At 51.0% G+C, this 21,376-nt stretch carries 17 protein-coding genes; 2 read left to right on the forward strand and 15 right to left on the reverse strand.

Annotated features, from left to right (window positions below; all coding sequences use genetic code 11):
* Positions 1-8 precede the first annotated feature (8 nt).
* The 10 genes from purC to NE619_RS05530 all read right to left on the reverse strand — a co-directional run bounded on the left by purC (position 9) and on the right by NE619_RS05530 (position 12,542).
* Positions 9-713 (reverse strand): phosphoribosylaminoimidazolesuccinocarboxamide synthase, encoded by a 705-nt coding sequence (purC, locus tag NE619_RS05485; RefSeq protein ID WP_256131365.1) that lies wholly within the window; start codon positions 711-713, stop codon positions 9-11.
* 15 nt (positions 714-728) lie between these two features.
* Positions 729-1,241 carry a 5-(carboxyamino)imidazole ribonucleotide mutase gene (gene purE, locus NE619_RS05490; protein ID WP_256131366.1) on the reverse strand — a complete coding sequence of 171 codons (513 nt, stop codon included), beginning with the start codon at positions 1,239-1,241 and terminating at the stop codon, positions 729-731.
* 30 nt (positions 1,242-1,271) lie between these two features.
* The gene (locus tag NE619_RS05495; protein ID WP_256131367.1) at positions 1,272-4,997 is read right to left on the reverse strand and encodes a phosphoribosylformylglycinamidine synthase; all 3,726 of its coding nucleotides are present in this window, start codon (positions 4,995-4,997) and stop codon (positions 1,272-1,274) included.
* 199 nt (positions 4,998-5,196) lie between these two features.
* Positions 5,197-6,330, reverse strand: a complete 1,134-nt coding sequence (gene eutH, locus NE619_RS05500) for an ethanolamine utilization protein EutH (protein ID WP_305146581.1) — start codon at positions 6,328-6,330, stop codon at positions 5,197-5,199.
* A 41-nt stretch (positions 6,331-6,371) separates the two neighbouring features.
* Positions 6,372-7,514: a glycerate kinase gene (locus tag NE619_RS05505; protein WP_256131368.1), complete on the reverse strand. Its 1,143-nt coding sequence runs from the start codon at positions 7,512-7,514 to the stop codon at positions 6,372-6,374.
* Entirely contained in the window at positions 7,507-9,099 is a 1,593-nt protein-coding gene (locus NE619_RS05510; protein WP_256131369.1) for an APC family permease, read from the reverse strand. The genes NE619_RS05505 and NE619_RS05510 overlap by 8 nt, the downstream gene beginning before the upstream one ends.
* The gene (locus NE619_RS05515; protein ID WP_256131370.1) at positions 9,096-10,502 is read right to left on the reverse strand and encodes a C69 family dipeptidase; all 1,407 of its coding nucleotides are present in this window, start codon (positions 10,500-10,502) and stop codon (positions 9,096-9,098) included. Before NE619_RS05515 ends, NE619_RS05510 begins: the two co-directional genes overlap by 4 nt.
* Positions 10,503-10,711: 209 nt before the next feature.
* Entirely contained in the window at positions 10,712-11,599 is an 888-nt protein-coding gene (locus tag NE619_RS05520) for a DNA-binding protein (RefSeq protein ID WP_256131371.1), read from the reverse strand.
* Between the two features lie 110 nt (positions 11,600-11,709).
* Positions 11,710-12,252, reverse strand: a complete 543-nt coding sequence (gene thpR, locus NE619_RS05525; RefSeq protein ID WP_256131372.1) for an RNA 2',3'-cyclic phosphodiesterase — start codon at positions 12,250-12,252, stop codon at positions 11,710-11,712.
* Positions 12,253-12,299: 47 nt separating this feature from the next.
* The gene (locus NE619_RS05530) at positions 12,300-12,542 is read right to left on the reverse strand and encodes a hypothetical protein (protein ID WP_256131373.1); all 243 of its coding nucleotides are present in this window, start codon (positions 12,540-12,542) and stop codon (positions 12,300-12,302) included.
* Positions 12,543-12,715: 173 nt separating this feature from the next.
* On the opposite strand from NE619_RS05530, the gene NE619_RS05535 reads away from it, so the two are divergent.
* Positions 12,716-13,549: a putative ABC transporter permease gene (locus NE619_RS05535; protein ID WP_256131374.1), complete on the forward strand. Its 834-nt coding sequence runs from the start codon at positions 12,716-12,718 to the stop codon at positions 13,547-13,549.
* Positions 13,550-13,554: 5 nt separating this feature from the next.
* Positions 13,555-14,421, forward strand: coding sequence for a hypothetical protein (locus NE619_RS05540; protein WP_256131375.1), 867 nt, complete (start codon positions 13,555-13,557; stop codon positions 14,419-14,421).
* Between the two features lie 98 nt (positions 14,422-14,519).
* Here NE619_RS05540 and NE619_RS05545 read toward each other — a convergent pair whose 3' ends face one another.
* The 5 genes from NE619_RS05545 to NE619_RS05565 form a co-directional block, all read right to left on the reverse strand.
* The gene (locus tag NE619_RS05545; protein WP_256131376.1) at positions 14,520-15,002 is read right to left on the reverse strand and encodes a DUF3237 domain-containing protein; all 483 of its coding nucleotides are present in this window, start codon (positions 15,000-15,002) and stop codon (positions 14,520-14,522) included.
* Positions 14,999-16,729 carry an amidohydrolase gene (locus tag NE619_RS05550; RefSeq protein WP_256131377.1) on the reverse strand — a complete coding sequence of 577 codons (1,731 nt, stop codon included), beginning with the start codon at positions 16,727-16,729 and terminating at the stop codon, positions 14,999-15,001. The genes NE619_RS05545 and NE619_RS05550 overlap by 4 nt, the downstream gene beginning before the upstream one ends.
* Positions 16,726-18,447: an amidohydrolase gene (locus tag NE619_RS05555; RefSeq protein ID WP_256131378.1), complete on the reverse strand. Its 1,722-nt coding sequence runs from the start codon at positions 18,445-18,447 to the stop codon at positions 16,726-16,728. The genes NE619_RS05550 and NE619_RS05555 overlap by 4 nt, the downstream gene beginning before the upstream one ends.
* Before the next feature lie 15 nt (positions 18,448-18,462).
* On the reverse strand, positions 18,463-19,737 hold the full coding sequence (locus NE619_RS05560) for an MFS transporter (protein WP_256131379.1): 1,275 nt from the start codon (positions 19,735-19,737) through the stop codon (positions 18,463-18,465).
* 215 nt (positions 19,738-19,952) lie between these two features.
* Positions 19,953-21,341, reverse strand: a complete 1,389-nt coding sequence (locus tag NE619_RS05565) for a sodium:solute symporter family transporter (protein WP_256131380.1) — start codon at positions 21,339-21,341, stop codon at positions 19,953-19,955.
* Positions 21,342-21,376 lie beyond the last annotated feature (35 nt).

A 21,376-nucleotide genomic window follows, 5' to 3' on the forward strand; every position in this document is an offset into this window, starting at 1 on the left:
CCCTGAATTTATTTTTGTACTCGTTTCAGCACTTCCTGGTAGGTCTCTTCCACATTGCCCAGGTCCCTTCTGAAACGGTCTTTGTCCATCTTTTCGTTGGTCTTCACGTCCCAGAGTCTGCAAGTATCGGGAGAGACTTCGTCCGCCAGGATTACTTCTCCGTCATAAAGGCCAAACTCAATCTTAAAGTCGATGAGTTTCAATCCTTTTTCCAGGAAGAATTCTTTCATGGTCTCGTTAACGACAGCTGTATATTTTTTGATGGTTTCGATCTGCTCTTCTGTGGCAAGTCCCAGGGCCAGAGCGTGGGATTCGCACATGAGCGGATCGCCCAGGTCATCGTTCTTATAGGAGAATTCGAAGGTCGGATTCTCGAACACAATGCCCTCTTCCACGCCGTATCTCTTAGCGAAGGAACCGGCGGAAACGTTTCTGGTGATTACTTCCAGAGGTAAAATTTCAACAGCCTTTACTACAGTTTCCCTGTCGCTCAGCTGCTCCACGAAATGAGTGGGAACGCCCTTCTGTTCCAGCAGCTGGAACACGATGTTGCTCATTACGTTGTTTACTGCGCCCTTACCTGCGATCTGGCCTTTCTTTTCGCCGTTGAAAGCCGTGGCGTCGTCTTTGTATTCTACGATATACAGTTTCGGATCATCTGTTTTGAAAACTTTCTTTGCTTTTCCCTCATAGAGCTGTTCTAATTTTTTCATTGGTATTTCCTCCCTTTATTTATCTGAAATAATGACTTTCTGTTCCGGCGGCGCGTTGAATTCCTCGTCCAGCTTGATAATATCTTCTTCCATCTTCTTCTTGTAATCTTTGATGGCCTGTCTCAGCTGTGGGTATTTGGTGCTGAGGATCTGCACGGCCAGAAGTCCGGCGTTTTCAGCTCCGTCAACCGCCACGGTGGCAACAGGCACGCCCTTTGGCATCTGCACCACGGAGAGCAGGGAATCCAGTCCGTCCAGAGTGCTGGATTTCATTGGGATTCCAATTACCGGCAGCGGAGTCGTAGCAGCCAGAACGCCTGCCAGATGCGCGGCTTTTCCCGCAGCTGCGATGATTACTTCAAATCCCTTTTCCTCTGCCGTGGCGGCAAAGTCTTCGGCTACTCTCGGTGTTCTGTGCGCGGAAATAATTCTGGTTTCTGTCTCCACATTGAAATGTTTTAAAATATCTTCGGCTTTCTGTACCACCGGGTAGTCGGATTTACTGCCCATAATAATTGCTACTTTCACTTCTATTACCTCCTGATTATACTTACTCTGTTATTTAAAATACTTTACACCGGATTCAAAGATCTGCTGATCCTTGTTTCCGTCCACATTCTTATATACATACTGTCCGATTCTCTCTGAGTGGCCCATCTTACCCAGCACTCTGCCGTCCGGGGAAGTGATTCCTTCAATGGCCATATTGGAGAAGTTGGGATTGAAGGCGATGTCCATAGACGGATTGCCGTCAAAATCCACATATTGCGTAGCCACCTGTCCGTTGGCGATCAGAGATTGCATAACCTCTTCACCGGCGATGAACCTTCCTTCTCCATGGGAGATGGGAATCGTGTGGATATCTCCCACCTGGGCGCCGGCCAGCCAGGGCGACTTAACCGATGCCACCCGTGTGCGGATCAGACAGGATTCATGACGCCCGATCTTATTATAGGTCAGAGTCGGGCTGTTTTCGTCCGGATCGACGATCCTTCCCTGCGGCACCAGTCCCAGCTTGATTAAGGCTTGGAAACCGTTGCAGATTCCCAGCATCAGGCCGTCTCTGTTCTCCAGAAGATCAGTAACCGCTTCCTTGATTCTCGGATTGCGGAACACTGCGGTAATGAATTTGGCGGAACCATCCGGTTCATCGCCGCCGCTGAATCCTCCCGGAATCATGATAATCTGGCTTTCCCTTATTTTGCGTTCCAGCTCTTCGATGGAATCAATCAGCTGGCTCTGGGTCATATTGCGGATAATGTGAATGTCCGCCTGGGCGCCGGCCCGCTCGAAAGCTCTCTTGGAGTCCATCTCGCAGTTGGTTCCCGGGAAAGCGGGGATCAGCACCCTTGGCTTTGCGATTTTTACAGCCGGAGCTTTGGTGTTTCTCTCTGTAAAGGAAAGCTTTTGCGGTTTTTCGTCCGTATTGTCCTTTGTCCTTACCGGGAATACGCTTTCCAGCGGCTGCTCCCAGCGGCTGATTATATCGGAAAGATCCATGGAGACACCCTTCATCTCAATGATGCTCTCTTCCGTAGTTTTTCCAATTAATCGGTATTCTACGCCCTGTAAAATGGCAGCGATATCTTCACTGGCATCCAGCTCCAGCACAATGCCGCCGTAATCCAGTCCTGTGTTCTCCGTATCCGGCGCCGATACACCGATCTTATTGCCGACGGCCATCTTAACCAGGGTCATAAACAGGCCGCCTTCGCCGATGGCGGAAGCTGCCAGCACCTTGCCGGCTTTCGTCAGCTCTCTTACTTTATCCATCGACGTTCTGTATGCGTCAAAGTCGATAATTCCCTCTTCATCTCTGGAGGACGGCAGATAAACCAGCCGGCTTCCTGTTTTCTTCAATTCCGTGGATACTACCTGATCCGCATCCAATACCGCTACAGCAAAGGATACCAGGGTCGGAGGAACGTTGATGTCCATGAAGGTTCCCGACATGCTGTCCTTGCCTCCGATAGACGGGATTGCCAGTTCTCTCTGCACCCGCAGGGCTCCCAAAAGGGCAGCCATGGGTTTTCCCCAGCGCTTGGGGTCCTGTCCCAGCTTTTCAAAGTATTCCTGGAAGGTGAGGCGGATGGTTTTATAGTCCGCTCCCATGGCTACCATCTTTGTTACGGAGTCAATGACTGCGTACATAGCGCCGTGGAACGGGCTCGTCTTCGCGATCTTGGGATTGAAGCCATAGGTCATCAAGGTGGCGGTCGTTGTTTCCCCTTCCGTTACCGGCAGCTTGGCTGCCATTCCCTGTGCCGGGGAAAGCTGGTATTTTCCGCCCAGAGGCATCAGCACGGTGGAGGCTCCGATGGTGCTGTCGAACCGCTCGATCAGTCCCTTTCTGCTGCAGCAGTTGAGATCCTCAAGCGCCTCCTCAGCGGAGAAGGTCTCCGTCAGCGCCTGTGGGTCAAACCCGCCAGCTACATCTACCGATGCCTCCTGCCTGGCGCCGTTGGTATCGAGGAACGCACGGGAAAGGTCGAGAATGAGCTTGTCCCTCCAGTACATTCTAACCCGGCCTTCATCGGTTACTTTGGCAACGGTGGTTGCTTCCAGATTTTCCTCATGGGCGTAAGCGATGAATTCCGCTTCTTTATCTTTTTCGATCACTACGGCCATTCTCTCCTGCGATTCGGAAATGGCCAGCTCTGTTCCGTCCAGACCTTCATATTTTTTCGGAACCAGATCCAGGTTGATATCCAGACCCTCGGCCAGTTCGCCGATGGCAACGGATACTCCGCCCGCTCCGAAGTCGTTGCAGCGTTTGATCAGTGTCGCCACTTCTTTTCTGCGGAACATTCTCTGAATGTTCCTTTCTACAGGAGGATTTCCCTTCTGTACCTCTGCGCCGCATTCAAGGATGGAATCTTCGGTATGTTCCTTCGAGGAACCGGTAGCTCCGCCGCAGCCGTCTCTTCCTGTACGTCCGCCCACGAGAATAATCACGTCTCCCGGCTGCGGAACTTTACGAACAACGTGGTCCGCCGGGGCCGCGCCGATTACCGCGCCGATCTCCATGCGTTTTGCCACGTAATCTTCATCATAGATTTCGTCCACCAGGCCGGTGGCAAGGCCGATCTGGTTTCCGTAGGAGCTGTAGCCGGAAGCCGCTCCCTGGGTAATCTTTCTCTGAGGCAGCTTACCCGGAATCGTCTCGGAAACCGGCTTTCTCGGGTCCGCCGCTCCGGTCACGCGCATAGCCTGATAAACGTAGACCCGCCCTGAAAGGGGATCGCGGATCGCTCCGCCCAGGCAGGTGGCCGCGCCGCCGAAAGGTTCGATCTCCGTCGGATGGTTGTGAGTCTCATTTTTAAACATTACCAGCCAGTCTTCATCCTTGCCGTTGATTCTGGCCTTTACTTTTATGCTGCAGGCATTGATCTCTTCCGACTCGTCCAGATCGTGAAGAACGCCCTTCTTTTTCAGGTATTTGGTTCCCATGCAGGCCATGTCCATGAGGCAGACATCCTTTTCCCGGTCGCCGTAAACCTCATTTCGCATGTCCAGATATTCGTCAAAAGCTTTCTTTACCATGGCGCCGTAAGGCCCCTCTTCAAACCGGATATCCGTAAGGCTGGTGTTGAAGGTGGTGTGTCTGCAGTGGTCGGACCAGTAGGTATCGATTACCTTCAGCTCCGTTATGGATGGATCTCTCTTCTCTTCGTTTTTAAAATAGTCCTGAATCACCCGAATATCGTCAGGGCTCATGGCAAATTCCATTTCTCTGCGGAACAGTTCCAGAGCCTCTTCATCTTTTTCAATAAAGCCGTCCATCGTCTTCACGTCCTCCGGAACCACGGTCTCCATTTCAAGTGTCTCCGGCTTGGCGTTTTCCGCGATCTGCGAATCCACCGGATTCACGCAGTAATTTTTGATCGCCGCGACCTGCTGTTCCGTTACCTCGCCTTCCAGCACAATGACTCTGGCAAACTTTACGGTCGCGTCTGCCTGAGCGTTAATCAGTTTGATGCACTGGGCCGCGGAATCCGCCCGCTGGTCGTACTGGCCCGGCAGGTATTCAACAGAAAAAAAAGTTGCAGAACTCAGCTCCTCCGGCATATGCTCATCGTAAGCAATGTCAATGGCTGGTTCTGCAAACACGGTATATCTTGTTCTTTGGTAGGTGGCATCGTCTATGCCGTCCACGTCATAGCGGTTTAAAATTCTTACTCCCTTTAATCCGTCTACATGGAGGTTCTGCTGAATGTCCTCCAGCATACTCTGCGCCTCTACGTCAAATCCCTTCTTCTTTTCTACATATATTCTTCTTACCATGTTTCCGCCCTTTCCGTACATTTTTGGTATCATAGGCAAATATTGTTCGCCTTTTTGTCGGTTTTTACTCAGTTTACGGAATAATTTTAGCATCTTTGGGCGACTTGTTCAATGAAGAATGGGCGAAAAAAAGAAGTTTTTTTGAAGTACATCGAACGTTTAATCGGCATACAGGCTATATTGTTCGCCTTTTTGTCCTTTATTCGTCTTTTTGGCTTTTCTGTCTCCTCGACAAAAGACAGGCCAGCGCGGCGGCCGTTACTCCCGCCGTCAGTTTGCCCGCCAGCAGAGGCACGATCATCTGCGGGCTGTAGCTGGCGGTAAATCCCAGATGATCCCCCAAAACAAACGCGCCTGAAACAGCAAATGCCATATTCATAACCTTTCCCCTGGGGTCCATGTCTTTCAGCATACCGAACATGGGAATGCTGTTGGCCAGGCTGACCAGGAATCCGGCCGCGGCAGGACGGTTGATCCCCAGAAGGCGGCCTGCCTTAATCAGCGGCTTTTCAAAGAGACGGGTGATCAAATGCACCAGCGGAAAGGCCCCGGCCAGCAGGATGGCGATATTTCCTATAATAAGAAATACTTCTTTGAGAGAAGTCATACCCTCAAAGGCCGCAAAACCTGTAAGCTGGTCAACAAGCCCCAGCGCCAGGCCGATGATGCTGACAGTCACAATAAACCTGCCAAACCACACAAAAATTGTAATCAGCCTTTTTTCCCACTTCCACATTCCAAAAGCAATAGCCAGAGAAATAACAGCAATAGGGATGGTATTTCTCAACACCATCCCTGCTGAAAATCCGGCAGTCAATCCGCCCGTAATCACTCCCAGGGGAATTGTAATCAGTCCGGTCAGGATACCTTTTGCCAGAATCTGGCGGTCTTCGCCGCGCACGATGCCCAGAGCAACCGGTATTGTAAAGACGATCGTAGCCCCCAGCATGGAACCGGTTATGATTCCTCCGAGAGCCGCGGCCTGCGCGTCAGCTGTCATCTCTGCCGCCAAAGGCGCGCCGCCCATATCAATGGCAAAGAGAATACCGGCAAACATCGCCGGATCAGCGCCGATTTTCTGAAAGACCGGTACGATCACCGGACCCAGATACCTTGAAATTACCGGCGTCAAAACAAGCAGTCCCGCCATAGAGATCGTAAGCGGCCCCATAGCCATAATGCCCTCTGTGAATTTACCGCCCAGTCCGAACCGGTCTCCCGCGATATAATCGGCTGCGCCCAGCAGCGCGAAAAATACCATAATATAAATAATGATCTGATTGATGTCGATTTCAGTTCCCTCCCCGGCGCTGCGCTGTTCCTCACGCCTCAAGTATTATATCAACCTCTTTTCCTCAAGTAAAGGGACTCCTCTCACATCTGCGTCAGGACCCGATCCATTGTCCTTTCCAGGTCCCTGCGGCAGTTTTTCTTCAGCTCTTCTTCACTCCTGTAAATGCCGGGATCTGTCTGAAAGACTTTTTCCACTCCCAAATCGTAAATTGGCGATACGTCTCCTTTTACAGTTCCCACCACTGCAATCACGGGAACTTCCGCTTTCCTGGCGCGTCTGGCTATACCTACTACGACCTTTCCGCCCAGACTTTGCCGGTCCAATTGTCCCTCGCCGGTAAAAATCACTTTACACTCTCTGAGGATCGTTTCAAAGTTCAGCAGATCAAGGATCACATCAATCCCCTGCTTCAGCTCCGCTCCCAGAAGCGCAGAGGCTCCCGCCCCCATTCCTCCTGCGGCTCCTCCTCCTGTGAGCAGGGAGACGTCAATTCCGGTTGCTTCCAGGATGCGCCGTGCGTAAACCCGCAGATTCTGGTCCAGCCTTTTCACCATATCAGGATCCGCGCCTTTCTGCGGAGCAAAGACGCAGGCCGCTCCATTGGGCCCGTAAAGCGGGTTGTCAATATCGCACATGGCTTCAATTTCCACGCCTTTCAGCGTTCTTTCGCACTCTGCGGTATCTATGCGGCAAATTCGGTCAAGGTCTTTCCCCGCAGGGATAAACTCCTCCCCTTTCGCATCGTAAAACTTTACTCCCAACGCTGCCGCCATCCCCGCGCCGCCGTCATTTGTACAGCTTCCTCCCAGACCCAGTATGATTTTTTTCATACCGTCGGACACGGCGGCCTTCATTAACTCTCCCACTCCGTAAGTAGTTGCCGCCGAAGGATCGTTTTTTCCCTCTTTTCCTTTGGAAAATCCCGATACGGCGGCCATTTCCACAACTGCGGTCTCCCCGATCCTTCCGTAGCAGGCCCACATGGGCTTTCCGTAAGGGCCGGTTACCCGCACCGTTCTTTTCTTTCCGCCAAAGGCATGAAGAAAGCAGTCCACGGTTCCTTCACCGCCATCGGCGATGGGCACGCTGATGACCTGGGCCGCCGGATCGTGCCTCAGAATCGAGGCTTTCATGATCCGGCAGACTTCAATGGCGTCCATCGTCCCCTTAAATGAGTCCGGCATTAAAAAATATTTTTCTTGTGTCGGAGTTTCTCTATCCATTCTTTACATCCTTTGATTCCAACTTCTTGTACATTACGCCGCATACGATAGCTGCCGCCGCGCAAAGGCCTGCCGCTACAGCAATGAGCAGCATGAACGTATCAAAAATTGTTGCTGGTCCATAGACTTCGGCATAATATGCCGGGTCTTCATATCCGGGCAAAAACAGTCTTCCAATAATCATCAGCACTGCCAGAAGCCCAAAGGCGAAAGCCAGGCGTTTTGTATCTCCCACTGCCAGCTTCGTACGATTGTTGATGGGATACTTCTGCGGATCGTTCTTATACAGCCCTCCATAGGCCCGTTTAAACAGGATATAGGCGATCGGCCCGCTGATCATCCCCAAAAGCCCCAGTACAAAATAATCGGCTCCATTTATATACAGCGCAATGAAAGCTACGATTACCGGTATGGCGCAGAAGATGTCCGTGCCCACTTTTCCCAGGCGGATCCTGTAGCGCCTTGGCAGATCCGGCTCGGTCCGCCGCAAAACGATCTGAGAAATCATAATCAGTGAATAGAGTCCCAGGTTGAACAGAGCTACGATCGTAACCAGAATATCAAAGTTAAAAGCGCATAAAACCATAGATACAATCGCAAGGCTCAGAATCGCCACATAAGGTACGCCGTGTTTCTTATCGCACTTTGTCAACGCTTTCGGCGCCAGATTGTCTTCCGCCATTACGAAAAATCCCCTTGCTCCTGAGGCCAGATATACATTGAACATGGAAATGTTCGAAATAAAAGCCACCAGCATAAACGCCACGCCAAAAGCCGGTGCGTACTGCATAGCCACGTTCACATAGGAAACGCCGTTGGAGCCCCAGTCCTCCCACTGGCCGATGGACCCAAGGGAAGCGACGGTCGGCAGCACATAGGTGCCTATGATCAGGGGCAGCGCTATGATAATTGCCTTTGGTATGATCTGCGGATTTTCCAGTTCTCCCGCCAGGCTGGACATGGACTCGTAGCCGGCATACATCCACATGCCGATGGCTATGCTGGAACCAATGCTGCCAATTGCGGTCTGACCTGTAGCGATCACCGGTTCAAAGGGATTCTGGGAGAAGTTCAAAAATCCGATAATGGCAATGCCCGCAAAGGCCACCAGGATCGCACCCGAAATAATAGAGCTGACAATCGCCACGTCTTTTACGCCCCTCAGATTAATCCATGTGAAAACAGCGATAATGACGATTTTGCAGATATAGCTCTGGATATGGTTCATCCCTATGTAAGAAGCCAGATAGTCCGTAGCCAATACCACAAATACCGCTACATTGATATATATGCCGATATTTTTCAGCCAGCCGATCTGGAATCCCCAGAATTCACCCAGCGCCCGCTGTACCCATCTGTAAAATCCGCATTCATCGGGAATTGCCGATCCCAGCTCACAGGAGGCCAGCGCAATGGGGAAAGCCCATACCAGCGGCAGAACGAGCAGCATGATGATTGTCATGCCCGGCCCCGAAGCGGAAATCATATCTTCAATCCCGTAGGCTCCTGCCGCAGTCATGGCATAGATCATCCCTACAATACCGATTACCCCTACCTTATGCTGTTTCAGTCCGTTACTGCTCATTTTTCTACCCTTTCTATCAAACTCTGATCGTACGGCATTCCGCATCCCGCGGCTGAATCCCTGAAATAATCCAGCATCAGATAGTTGATTCTCGTATGGGGCAGCTGTTTTTTGATCTTTTCAGTCAGGGCTTTTGCCGCCTCCAGACTCTGGGTAAAGGCCTCCTGTGACAGATTTTTCAGTTTCTCCTGATTTCCGTCATATTCTTTTTTCGCGTTTTCCACCTGCTGAATAAACTGGTCTTCCATAGGCAGGAAGACTTCCTTTGCCAGCGGAGCGAAGTCATCGTAGCTCAAAGCGATATACCGTTCCAGCTGTGTGAAAGTCCACCACGGACTGTTGGCACTGTACATGCCGTCAGCAATGGCCAGCTCCTGCGGAATCCATCCTATATTGAACTTCGGCGTAAAGATCGAGCAGCACGGAGGCGCCATGCTCCCCCAGTAGACAAACTTAAAGGGATCCTCTGCGTTTTTATCCAGGGAGCACACTACGCTGGCCGCGGACGCGCAGCCGTTCATTCCGCCCGGATGACAACAGATCGTCGGCATCTTGGAAGTGGCGATATCGTAAGGCAGCGGCTTGCGGTAATCGGCATCGTAATGATCTCTCAGATTATTCATCATCATTTTTACGGTAAAGGGCTCTCTCCCCGTCATCAGCTCCTCCTGCCGGATATACCGGAAATATGCTTCGCCATCCTCGTAATCACAGTCGGAGATGGAGAAGGTCTGGCTGATGTTGATGCGGTCCTCTTTTCTGCACCATCCCTTTTGGGAGGCCTCTTCAATTACCTTGCTGCCGATCATTTGATAGTCATCGGTCAGTGCGTAGATATTTCCAATGTGCCCTACATGTTCGATCTTCCTGGCAGCCCACATCCGCTGGCAGGATTCGAACATATATGCCTCTTCACAGTCAGCTATGATATAGTTGGCGTTGAAATACTGCGGGCGGATCAGCGGGTCCCCGCCTGTTCCGTAGGTTTCCAGCAGTTCGCCGATAATCTCCACGGCCTTTGCCGCGCTGTCCGCACGTTCCAGAGCCAGCCTGAGCATGTCCATGCCGATCAGTCCCCACTGGCGTTCCGGCGTTTCTCTGCCCGTAACCGCCTCGTTGCCGATCATGACACCTTTTTCATTGATTCCGTGTTCAAAACCGAAAATATTATATGGTCTTGAGCCGATATATCCGTAGGTATGTCTGACCTGGGGAATCTTAATATAGGTACATTGTACCATATCTCCCTGCCTGTGATCCGCAGGCGGATAATATTCCAGCGGCTGTGATTCGTTGACCGGACGGTCGCTGTTCTTGCCAAAGATAATATCTCCCTGTTTAGTGGCACTTTGAAGCGCGATCAGTGTGGAACATGATCTGCTGGTGCCGGCGCTTTTTTTCATTTTCCTACCTCCGTTGGGAGCATCCGCTGCTGAGCGGATGCCTCCTGTCCCATAAAATTGTTTTAAAACCATTATACAAATCCATGGAACAAATAGAAATGGGCATCTGCCTAAAAATAACGCCGTATTATTGTTACACGTACTAAATTGCGACACTCGTACCGCCGCAGCAACGGAGTTTCATATCTTCCACTCATTCTTCCCTGCCCCTATAACATCCTCAAATACCCGTCCAGCCTCGCATTCACATATCCGGCAAACAGTTTCTCCATCCCATCCGCCTTATGCTTTGCCTGATACTCATCAAAAGCCCTATAATACGCCACCCGGTCCGTAAATTTAATATCAATGGGCGGATATCCTGCTTTCATCAGTTCCAGATTTACAAGCAATCGCCCAGTGCGGCCGTTCCCGCCGATAAAGGGGTGAATTCGCTCAAACTCGATATGAAACCTTGCCAGTTTCGAAATGATGTGCCCTGTATTGTTCCGATAGCTTTCCAGCAACTGTTCCATCTTCGGCTGAATCAAATAAGGCTGTGCCGGATCATGCTTTACTCCCATAATTCTCACAGGCACTCTCCGGTAAACGCCGCGGTCCTCTCTTTTATCCGCCAGCACAAGATAATGGACCTGCTTGATGATTCTCTCGGATAAAGGCGCCTGCTTTTTCACCAGCTCCTGCACAAACTGGAAAGCCTCTTTATGACCAACCGCCTCCATATGATCCTTCAGCGGTTTCTGGTCAATGGTTAAACCACGCAGCACCATATCGGTTTCACGAAGCGTCAGCGTGTTCCCTTCGATTGCATTGGAATTGTAAGTGTACTCCACTACAAACTCTTCTGTCAGCCGTTCCACTTCTCCCTCCGTCAGTGGCCGTCTGGTATCCAGCTCCGCTTTCTTTCTGTCGATCATCTCCAGCAGACTCTCCGCTGTTTTATAGCGCCCATCCTCCGGCTTCTCCGCATCTGCCGGTATCATCCAACTGCGTCCCTCACGGGTAACTCCCGGAATTTTCCCCGCCGAACATAGGGCCCGTACTCTTCTATCTGAAATACCCCATTTTTCCGCAGTTTCTTTTACTGTCATAAACATAGATTTGCACCTCGCTTCAAAAGCAGTATACCCTCTATTCGGAATAATAGCAATGCTTGCGGAATGATATTTCCCATTCATCGGAATAATATAAAAATTTGGCAACCGTATCAAAACTCTGCGGAATAAATCTCCGTATAGGTAAGAATTCCTTTGATCCGTTCTGACCGCACCAGGCTGATGCGGTCGATCCGCTGTGTTATCTCCGGCAGCTCTTCATTGACTGTTTCCAACTGAAAGCCGCTGTCCATGACCGCACGCCTTGCCAGGGTGACATGCGGGCGAAATTGTTTTCCATCCGGCTGAAAGCCTCTCTGTCGCAGCTGGCAGATAAGCTCTTTTTGCATTTCTGTCAACTGCTGATTTTCCAGAGCCCCCAGCCAAAAGAGACTCTCCGCTCCCCGGGAAAAACTTCCGATCCGGTTAAAGCGCAGCTCCAAAGCGGAGCAGTCGATGGTATCCATAGCACACTTTACATCGTATACACGATCCTCCGCCACCTCGCCTAAAAAAGCCAATGTTAAATGCAGATTCTCCCTGCGGGTCAGGCTTCCCCGTTTCATATATTTTTTCAGGGTACAAGCGATCTTCCGCATTTGCCGTTTCGTTTCTTCGTTAAAATTGACTGCAATGAATAAACGCTGTCCGTTCATGATAACACCTCCCTTATCATTCTTAATATACCACAGCTCCGCGCCCTTCAGGAGGTCTGCGCGGGCCAGTATTCCTGCAGCTCCCGGTAGTCCTGCCAGCTCAGTCCCGTAATCTGCTCGATCATCGGCCACTCCATGCCCATTCTCCGCATCCGTCTGATTATGGATATTCTGGCCTCGATGCGCCCTTCCCGGTAGCCTGCGCGGAAAGTCTCCTGTCTGATTTCCGTAAGCATGGATTCTATCTCAGTCCTTGGATCATTCTTTTGCTGCATGTGCTCCATTTCCATTGCCGCTTCTCCCTCCATGTAATATTTTTACATTTACATTCTTTTCCATATCATAACGTGCCTTTGCCCTTTTGTCAACCATATTTTTCCATTATTTAGTTATCTTTTCGTTTATGTCTTTCACAGGCTTTCTCTGCTGTGGTATAATAGGCTCCAAGAGAAGGGGGATTTTTATGGATTTGTCCGTTTACGAGCTTGCAGCTTTCTTTTTTATATATGGCTTTCTGGGGTGGTGCACGGAAGTATGCTTTCAGGCTCTGAGCAAAGGGAAATTAGTCAATCGGGGCTTTCTCAACGGAGCGATATGCCCGATTTACGGCGTGGGAGTGGTCAGCGTGGTCTGGCTTTTGGAGCCTCTGGCTTCCCACGGACTGGCTCTGTTTTTCGCATCCATTGTTCTCTGTTCTTTACTGGAATGGATCACCGGCTTTGTCCTGGAAAAGCTTTTTCACCAAAAATGGTGGGACTACTCAGATGAACCGTTCAATATCGGAGGTTACATCTGTCCCCGCTTTTCCATCATGTGGGGGTTCGCATGTGTGTTCGTTGTATATATTGTTCACCCAACCATCGCCTGGCTGGCATCCCTGGTTCCGCACACATTAGGGATTGTGCTCCTGTCCCTCCTGGGCGCGGCCTTTATCACGGACTGCGCCGCAACTGTCAAGACTATGATCGGCTTCAACCGGGAGCTGAGGCGAATCGACGAGGGCGCAGCCAAACTAAAAGAGATTTCCGACGACCTTACCGAGGCTCTCTACGAAGGAGCGGTCAGGGCCAGGGAAGAGGCGGAAAAGGCCAGGGAAGAAACCGAAGAATTCAAGGCCAAGGTATCCGCAGAAAAGGCCCAGCTGGAAATTCGCAGAAAAGAATTGGAGAAAAAGCTTACTTACGGGCAGCGCAGATTGCTGAAAGCTTTTCCCGGCGTGAAATCCACCAGGCACATCGAGGCTATGGAAGAAATGAAGCGCCGGCTTGATGAATATATAAAAACAAATAGGAGATAAACATTATGAAAGTATTAAAAGTATTTGTGGCGTTGATCGTATCGTTCCTGCTCCTCTGCACGCAGGGACTGTTGATGGGAGCATTCGCCTGCGACCGCTCGTTTTCTGCGGGTTCTGTGACAAAGGCTATTCAGGAGACCAATTTCACCAAAGAAATCTATGAACAGGCTCTGGCCGCTTCCGATCAGGACGCGGACAAAAAAGTCCAGAGCTTCCTCCTGCAGGCGATGGGGACCGACACCGCAACAAACGCCATCGGCCAATACGCTTCATCCGCGATTAATTCCGTCCTGTACGGAGAGCAGTTCAGTCAATTTACGTTGGAAGATCTCAATCGACTGGCGGAGGACAGTCTGAACGAATTGTCTTCACAGACCGGCGTCGCCATTTCCGACAGTCAGAAGGAACAGGTGCTAAAATATGTAAATAAAAATGGCCCCGAGATCGTAAACGAGATCAACAACACCCTCCCGGTCCTGGAAGACGATTCAACCATGGGCAGCAGTGAGCTGGCAGCCATTTCTCAGGTGCAGACTTTCCTGGGGACGCCTATACGAATAGCCCTCTGTGCCGTTTGTCTGATTTTAGGAATTATTTTGATTGCTCTGTTCTGGGGCAGCAAGCTGGGCTATATCTGGTGGGCTTTCGTCAGCTTTATTCTGGGCTCCGTATTCCTGCTTCTGGGGACCTCCAGCAACATGCTCAGCAGCTACATTCAGGACACCGGAGAAGGTACCACCTTTTCTCTGCTCCTTACCGGAATGTTCACACGGGGGTTCACCTTTGTGGGCGTCGCCTCCCTGGTTCTGATGGCAGTTCTCATCGTACTCTGCCTTGTGGGCAGGAGCGTTTCCAAAAGACGCGCCGCCTGATCGGCAGGAGCGCTCAAAACCGGATACAATACAGCGTAATACAAAAAGATACGGCGCAGCCCCTTGATTGGAACCGCGCCGTATCTTTTGCATTGTCCTTACTTTACCATATATGCATCGTAAACGATCGTCTGCATGTCCTTTATGCCGATCACGGCGAAGCAGCAGGCCGCGTTGAGCCACTGATACCGCGGATCGCCGGTCTCGAACAGCAGGTGCTGACGAAAATAGTAGTCGTCCGGGTCCACATACTCACCCCGCTCCATTGCCGCGTCCTGCTCCGGCTTTATCGCCGCCCGCCCGACGGTGGACAGAGAAATCAGTGCGCCATCGTCAGTTTTCAAAAGATAGCGGGTATCCACGCAGTTGAGATAGCTGGGATACATCAGATTCCAGTCCGCACCGAAATCCAGCACCTGACCCCGCAGCTTTTCACCCTCGAACCTTCCTCCGGAAATGGGACAGATGACCAGATCGCCCCTGCCCACATCGCCCACCTTATACTCTTCTTTGTGAAGCGTTACTTCGATATAAAACAAATGCTCCAGCGCTGCCTCCGGCAGCTTCATACGTTCTTTCATATCACACCTCCCTGATGGGAATCTGTATTTCCGTCAGATAATCTTCCCCAGATCACCTCTCCTTCAAAAACAACGGAATGGAATTCAATATCCTTGATCTTCCCCGGCTCCACGGAAAACGGATTTTCTGAAACAATGCAGAGATTAGCCAGCTTGCCGGGTTTCAGACTGCCCATGATTTCCTCCCAGTGAAGCTGCTCTGCCCCGGCAATTGTGTAACCCCTGAGCAGCACCTCCAAAGACAGACGCCCGTTTTCCGGCGGCCGCACGCTGCCGGGATAAACCTCAGGGTCCAGCGGGAACTGCGGATCAATCCGGGTATTGGCCACCTGTATGCCGAAAAACGGATTGGCCCGGTCCAGCTCATAATAGGTTATCACATCGCTGGAAAACGCCACCTGTGTTCCCGCGGCCAGCATAGGATTGAATTGATACATATTGTTCCACTTTTCTTCGGAGATAAAGTGCTTGGCATCATCGCCAAAGTAGCCGCCGGACCAATGGCAGCTCCAATTAACGCGGATGCCCAGCTGAGCGGGCTTTTCCATATCCGCCGGGTCCACCAACTCGCAGTGGGCGAATACAATCTGGGAAACCCACTCCTTTCCCCGGGCCGCCGCTTCCTTTTTTGCCGCCGCTGCAGCCTTCCAGCCGGTGCGGAAGGCCCGGTCCCCTACAATATGCAGGTGCACATCCAGCCCTTCCTCATTACAGAGCAGAAAGCAGCGCTTCAGCTCTTCCTCCTCCATCTTGATTTCCCCGTAATTGGCTTCCGAAGGGTCGTTGATATGCGGCTCCAGATAGGCGCCGTTTCCCGACTCATTGGTCCCATCTAAAAACAGCTTCATGGTCTGCAGTTTGATATGACGGCTGCCATATTTCCTTTGATACTCCCGCAGAACGGCAATTTTTTCCGGCAGATCGGCAAAAGACCGGAAGCGCACCGCTCCGTCATAATACAGCTTCAGCCTGCCCCCATCGTCCATAGCCCGGAGCACGCTCAGCTGCTCCTCACTTTCAACGACGGCATCGAACAGCGCCGTAATTCCGTTCTCTTTAAAAAAATTCAGAACTGTTCCCAGGGACTTCTCCGTAATTTCTTCCGGCGGTTTCCAGCCGATTTTTTCATACATTTTATCTGCAAAGGACATCCAGGCCCTTTCCTTTACCCAGCCGGTAGGATTGCCCTCTTCATCGCGCACAAACATTTCCAGACCGGGTACCGGGTCCGGCGTACGCGCATCCACCTCCATCAGCTCCAGCATTTTAGAGTTGACCCAGTGCATGTGGTCGCCAAAGTCCTGGCAGAGACACGGCCGGTCGCTGACTGCCGTGTCCAAAAGCTCTTTTGTCGGCCCGTCCGCACTGAACATATTGGTCGGATAATATTCGAAATAGAGGAACGGGATCTCTTCTTTCGGGTGATCGGCTGCGTAGGCTTTGATATATGCCAAGAGTTCCCCGGCCCGCTCAAACATGGGGACTTTGATGTGCCAGTTGCTCATGGCCACTGCTGCCGGATGGATGTGGCTGTCGATAAATCCCGGCAGAACAAACTTCCCGCCCAGATCGACAATCCGGGCCTCTTCACCGACTAGCCGGCCCCACTCCTTGGGATCGTCCTTTCCCACATAGATCAGCCGTTCATTCTCATAGGCAACGGCCTCCGCATACGGCTGCTCTTCCTCTGCAGTAAACACCTGCGCATTTCTCAGTAACGTAATCATAGCGAATAAACCTCTCTGCCTTTAAAAAATGTCTTTTCTGCTTTCAGCGTTTCAATTTCCTCTTTCCTGACATCTGTGATCCGTTTATCCAGTAGGACAAAATCCGCCGATTTCCCTTTTTCCAGCGACCCGGTCCGCTCATCCAGAAAACACTGATAGGCGCTGGAAATACTGTATCCTTCTATCATATCGTCTAATGACACTTTTTCTTTTTCCGCGCCCAGAGAAATCCCTTTATATTTTTGATATTCCGGATGAGCCGGTGTGATTTCTCTGGTCATGCCTGTCTGTATTCCGATAAAGGGACTGGGCGGGATGGTGACCGGAAAGTCGGTGCCGCAGCTGATCCGGCAGCCGGAAGCTCTCAGCGAGCCGAAGGGATACGTCCTGTGTATCCGCTCCTCACCCAGCATGGCTGCCCCCGCTTCCTCGCTCATGCTGTCGGCGATGGCCCACATGGGCTGTATGGCGGCGATGATGCCCAGCTCTCCCATCCTGCGGATGTCCGCTTCGTCAGCCAGCATGATATGGGTAATGGTATGGCGGTTCTTTCGGATATCGTTAAACCCGGCCGCGTATTCAAACGCATCCAGGGCCATGCGGACGGCCCCATCAGTCATACAGTGAAGATGAATCTGCAGTCCGGCGCTGTCCAGTTTGAGAAAATATTCGTTTAGTTCCTCCTGAGTCCACTGGGCATAGCCCCGGTAGCCCTCTTCCATGCCGATGCTCTCCAGCCATTCCTTTTCAAAAGGCTCATTGAGGAAAAATGTCAGGCCCGACCCGTCGATAAAGAATTTGACCGTCCTGATGGTAAATCCGTCGGAACAGTACCTGTCTTTCTCCGCGATGATAGTGTCAAATTGTTCGGCAGGAAGGGACGGGTCCGCGTAAAAGGAGGATCTCACCCGCAGGTTCAGCGCCCCTTCCTGTTCCAGCTCCATGTAAGCTTTCCTGGCGTTTTCGCTGCAATAGGCATCGAAGATCAGTGTATTGCCGTAGAGACTGCCGAACTTAGTCTGGTAGTATTTGATTCCCTCTTTATATTCCTCGACCGAATAGTCGGCCCCGGGCAAATTGCGAAGCAGCAGATCGATGGCCGTCGTTTCCTGAAAAATTCCGGAGGGGTTGCCTATGGGCCCTCTTTCCACAACGCCGTTGCGTGGCGACGGAGTGTCCTTTGTAATTCCGGCCAGCTCCAGGGCCTTGCTGTTAACCCAGAGATAGTGGTGGTCAAAGGAGCGGAGGATTACCGGAATGTCCGGGCAGACTGCATCGATATCCGCAGCCATAGGCTGCCCCATAGGATCGGAAACAAACAGAGTCGGATTCCAGCCCGACCCCCGGACAATTGCCACATCCCCATTGTTTTCCACATAAGCCTTAATTTTTTCCTGATATTCCCGGATGTAATCGTCCCGGGTCTTATCCGGCGTGAATTCCACACCTCTGAGATCAAAATCAAAGATCAGTTCTGCGGTCATGGACGCATGGAGATGGGAATCAGCCAGACCCGGCAGCACCGTCTTTCCTTCCAGATCGAGGATTTTCGTTTTTTCAGCGATCAGCGGTTTCATGTCCTCATTGGTACCCAAAGCCAGAATGGTTTCTCCTGAGACTGCCATGGCCTCGTATTCCACCCGCTTTCCGCTGCTATTAATGGAGTAAATTTGTCCGCCCCGCAAAATCAGATCCGCCGTATTGTTTTGTGAAAACATAGTGATCCCCTCTTTCTACTGTTCCTTCAGTTCTGTGTATTTTCTCTTGGAAGATGTGCAGATACCTCTGATAATGGCTACCACAACCAGCACGCCTGTCATAATCAGCCAAGGTATGTGATATGCGCCAAAGGTCTGATACAGTACGCCTACTGCTGTGGCTCCGATGGCACCGCCGATGCCGACAAATACATTGACGTATCCAATCAGCCTTCCCAGTTCTTTTTCTCCGTACATATGGCTCATCATCAAAGGCGAGATGATGTTGATGGCCGGAACGCCGAACATATATCCGATCATGAAAACCGGGGTGCCCCAGGCCGCTGTACCAGTATAGGCCAGGCCAAACACAGCCAGAGCGAAGAAAAGCGCAGTCCCCGCAGCTGCTACCGACAGTCTGAACTTATCGCAAATTATACCGATGATCGGTCCTGTAACAATCATGACTAAAGACATGGTTGAAATGAGCGCGGTAGCCTTTGTCTGTGAAATGCCTCCGATTACCATGGTGGCGATGCCGTGCTGCAGAATTGAACTGGATACAATAACAGCCAGAGTGCAGGATATGAAGGCCAGCCAGGTGATGGGCTTTTTCAGTGCGGCCGCAAATCCGATTCCCGACACTTCCCCCTGCTGCATAGCTGCCATTTCGCTTTCATCCAGATCTCCCACTCGCTTGATTCCCTTCTGCGCCGGGCTCCATACGACAGCCTTGAAAGCAATCAGCACACAGATCGCAACGCATACCGCCAGGATCACGTACCCGGTTCTCCATCCATAGGAAAGAATCACATAGTTCAAAGCATTCATCAGAATTACGGTAATGATGGACATGATGGCCAGGAAAATACTCATAGCTCTTCCTCTGGCTTTCTCGCCAAACCAGTTGCTCACCAGAATCTGACACGGGGTCATGGTGAAGGCGCCGAAGCAAAAGCCCTGGGGAATCGCAAAAATGTAAAACCACATCAGAGATTTCGCCATGGCAAACCCGATAAAGGAAACGATTCCCAGAATCCCTGCAACGATCATGATTTTTTTAATGTTCCTTTCGTTGAGATATTTGGAAATGAACAGCAAAGTCACGATGTTTGTCAGGGACATGATGGTTATGTAGAAAGAATAACCTGCTACCGGCAGACCCAGCGACTGGGTGACCGGCATCAGAAATACGCCTGTAACCGAGACAATGCCGCTGTAGACCAGCCCGCAGAAGATGGCTGCCGCCAGGACAATCCACCATCCGAAGTAAAATTTTCCGTTTTCATCGCGGAATGTAAATGATTTCATAAGACTACCTCCTTGGCCTGAAAATAAAATGATATTAATTGAATCTTTTAAAAGTTCACACTTATAAAATACAGTATTTTCTGAAATTTACAATTCAATTTTTGGGGTATTTTTATGTTTAAATAACACGAAAAAAGCCCCATCCACTAAAGTGGACAGGGCCATCTTCCAAAGAAACAGTTTATTTTTGTAATTCCATACTGCGCCGTGCTTCCTCAATCTTCCTGTGTTTTTTTACCTGCAAACAGGCTGCCCAGCATCATGAGAATAATGGGCACGCAGAGGGAAACCGCCATCCCGAGAAACTGATCCCATTGGTTATCCGAGGGCACGGCGATCCAGATCAAAAGTCCTGCGATAATCCCCAGCGAGGTTGCCGCAATGGGCAGGTTGCCGAAGTTTTTTCGAGCGAGAAACCCTATAATCAGCGGGCCGCAGGGGGCTGCAAAGAAAATGGCACAGAAAACGTCGATGGTCAGAAGACTGATGTCCTCCAAAGAAATAGCTACCAGTGCGCAGAATACACCTATGGCTACAGTCATCACCCTGCCGAACACCAGCATTTCTTTTTCCGAGGCCTGGGGCCGCAGCACCGATTTATAATAATCCGTGGCAAAGATGCCCAGCATGCCCATCAGATAGTGGGCAACCGTGCTGATACCAATAAAGGTAATCACAATGGCAAAGATCACGGCCACGGTTCCTGTAAACAGCTCGGCGGTGTCCTTGCTGGAAACAATCGAGGCTCTGCCCAGATACAATGAGCTGATCAGCGACAGGCTCCCCCACAGGAGAATGCCTCCGATGAGATAGGTTTTTTTCAGCTGACGGGTATCCGCGGCCAGCTTTCCCTTTATATAATAAGCCGGGTCGAACACCAGCTGACCGAAGGCAATCACAATGGCCATTACAAAATACCGGGCTGCGGGAATAAACACCGCGGCCATTGTCCGGCTTCCTTCCAGCTGCGGTTTGATCGGGTCGCCTTCGGGACTCCCGTGCCGGATAAGGAGGACTGCCAGCACTGCGAACCCGCCAATAATGACCCAGGAAGTGATTTTTTCACTGGTCAGCAAGCCTTTCATTCCGCCCAGGCAGATAAAAGCTACCGCCAGCATGACGCTGCAGAAAGCCGCCCATTTAAAAGAACTGCCGAAAAGGTTTTCCAGAAGATAAGCCACCCCTACCGCCTGCTCGATCAAAACGTAGGCCGAAACCGCAAAGGCAAAGATGTAGAAAAAAATCTTTGTTCTTTTCGAGTACCGTTTTTCTAAAAAATCCAGGTAAGTAACCGCCTCGGGCATCCTGTTTCTCAAACTGCACAGAACTGGAACAAACAGCCCAAAGGCGATACATGCTCCGACCACGTATCCCAGCGGTCCCCAGATACCGTATAAGAGATAGGCTTCGGAGGCGCCAAAAACAGAGGTTGTCCACATCCATGCCGCCAGCACGCTGAAAATCAAAGTGCTGTCTTTTGCCTTTCCGCCGGCAAAGATCATATTCCTGACGCTGCGTCTGTCAATACGTTTTTTATTTTTCAGATATAAATAAATCAGGCACAGCACCAGGCCGTAGCCGATCAGAATCAGGAACCCGGTCATATCTAGCATCCTCCTTGGTATTCAATGACAAATTC

It is taken from the genome of Anaerovorax odorimutans (genome assembly GCF_024459955.1).
GTDB classification, from domain to species: Bacteria; Bacillota; Clostridia; order Peptostreptococcales; family Anaerovoracaceae; genus Hominibacterium; species Hominibacterium odorimutans_A.

What these genes read in the sequence shown, in the direction of transcription:
- purC (WP_256131365.1), bottom strand. Translation starts at nt 713, where the DNA reads ATGAAAAAATTAGAACAGCTCTATGAGGGAAAAGCAAAGAAAGTTTTC.
- NE619_RS05495 (WP_256131367.1), bottom strand. Translation starts at nt 4,997, where the DNA reads ATGGTAAGAAGAATATATGTAGAAAAGAAGAAGGGATTTGACGTAGAG.
- NE619_RS05505 (WP_256131368.1), bottom strand. Translation starts at nt 7,514, where the DNA reads ATGGATAGAGAAACTCCGACACAAGAAAAATATTTTTTAATGCCGGAC.
- NE619_RS05510 (WP_256131369.1), bottom strand. Translation starts at nt 9,099, where the DNA reads ATGAGCAGTAACGGACTGAAACAGCATAAGGTAGGGGTAATCGGTATT.
- NE619_RS05515 (WP_256131370.1), bottom strand. Translation starts at nt 10,502, where the DNA reads ATGAAAAAAAGCGCCGGCACCAGCAGATCATGTTCCACACTGATCGCG.
- NE619_RS05520 (WP_256131371.1), bottom strand. Translation starts at nt 11,599, where the DNA reads ATGTTTATGACAGTAAAAGAAACTGCGGAAAAATGGGGTATTTCAGAT.
- thpR (WP_256131372.1), bottom strand. Translation starts at nt 12,252, where the DNA reads ATGAACGGACAGCGTTTATTCATTGCAGTCAATTTTAACGAAGAAACG.
- NE619_RS05530 (WP_256131373.1), bottom strand. Translation starts at nt 12,542, where the DNA reads ATGGAAATGGAGCACATGCAGCAAAAGAATGATCCAAGGACTGAGATA.
- NE619_RS05535 (WP_256131374.1), top strand. Translation starts at nt 12,716, where the DNA reads ATGGATTTGTCCGTTTACGAGCTTGCAGCTTTCTTTTTTATATATGGC.
- NE619_RS05540 (WP_256131375.1), top strand. Translation starts at nt 13,555, where the DNA reads ATGAAAGTATTAAAAGTATTTGTGGCGTTGATCGTATCGTTCCTGCTC.
- NE619_RS05545 (WP_256131376.1), bottom strand. Translation starts at nt 15,002, where the DNA reads ATGAAAGAACGTATGAAGCTGCCGGAGGCAGCGCTGGAGCATTTGTTT.
- NE619_RS05550 (WP_256131377.1), bottom strand. Translation starts at nt 16,729, where the DNA reads ATGATTACGTTACTGAGAAATGCGCAGGTGTTTACTGCAGAGGAAGAG.
- NE619_RS05555 (WP_256131378.1), bottom strand. Translation starts at nt 18,447, where the DNA reads ATGTTTTCACAAAACAATACGGCGGATCTGATTTTGCGGGGCGGACAA.
- NE619_RS05560 (WP_256131379.1), bottom strand. Translation starts at nt 19,737, where the DNA reads ATGAAATCATTTACATTCCGCGATGAAAACGGAAAATTTTACTTCGGA.
- NE619_RS05565 (WP_256131380.1), bottom strand. Translation starts at nt 21,341, where the DNA reads ATGACCGGGTTCCTGATTCTGATCGGCTACGGCCTGGTGCTGTGCCTG.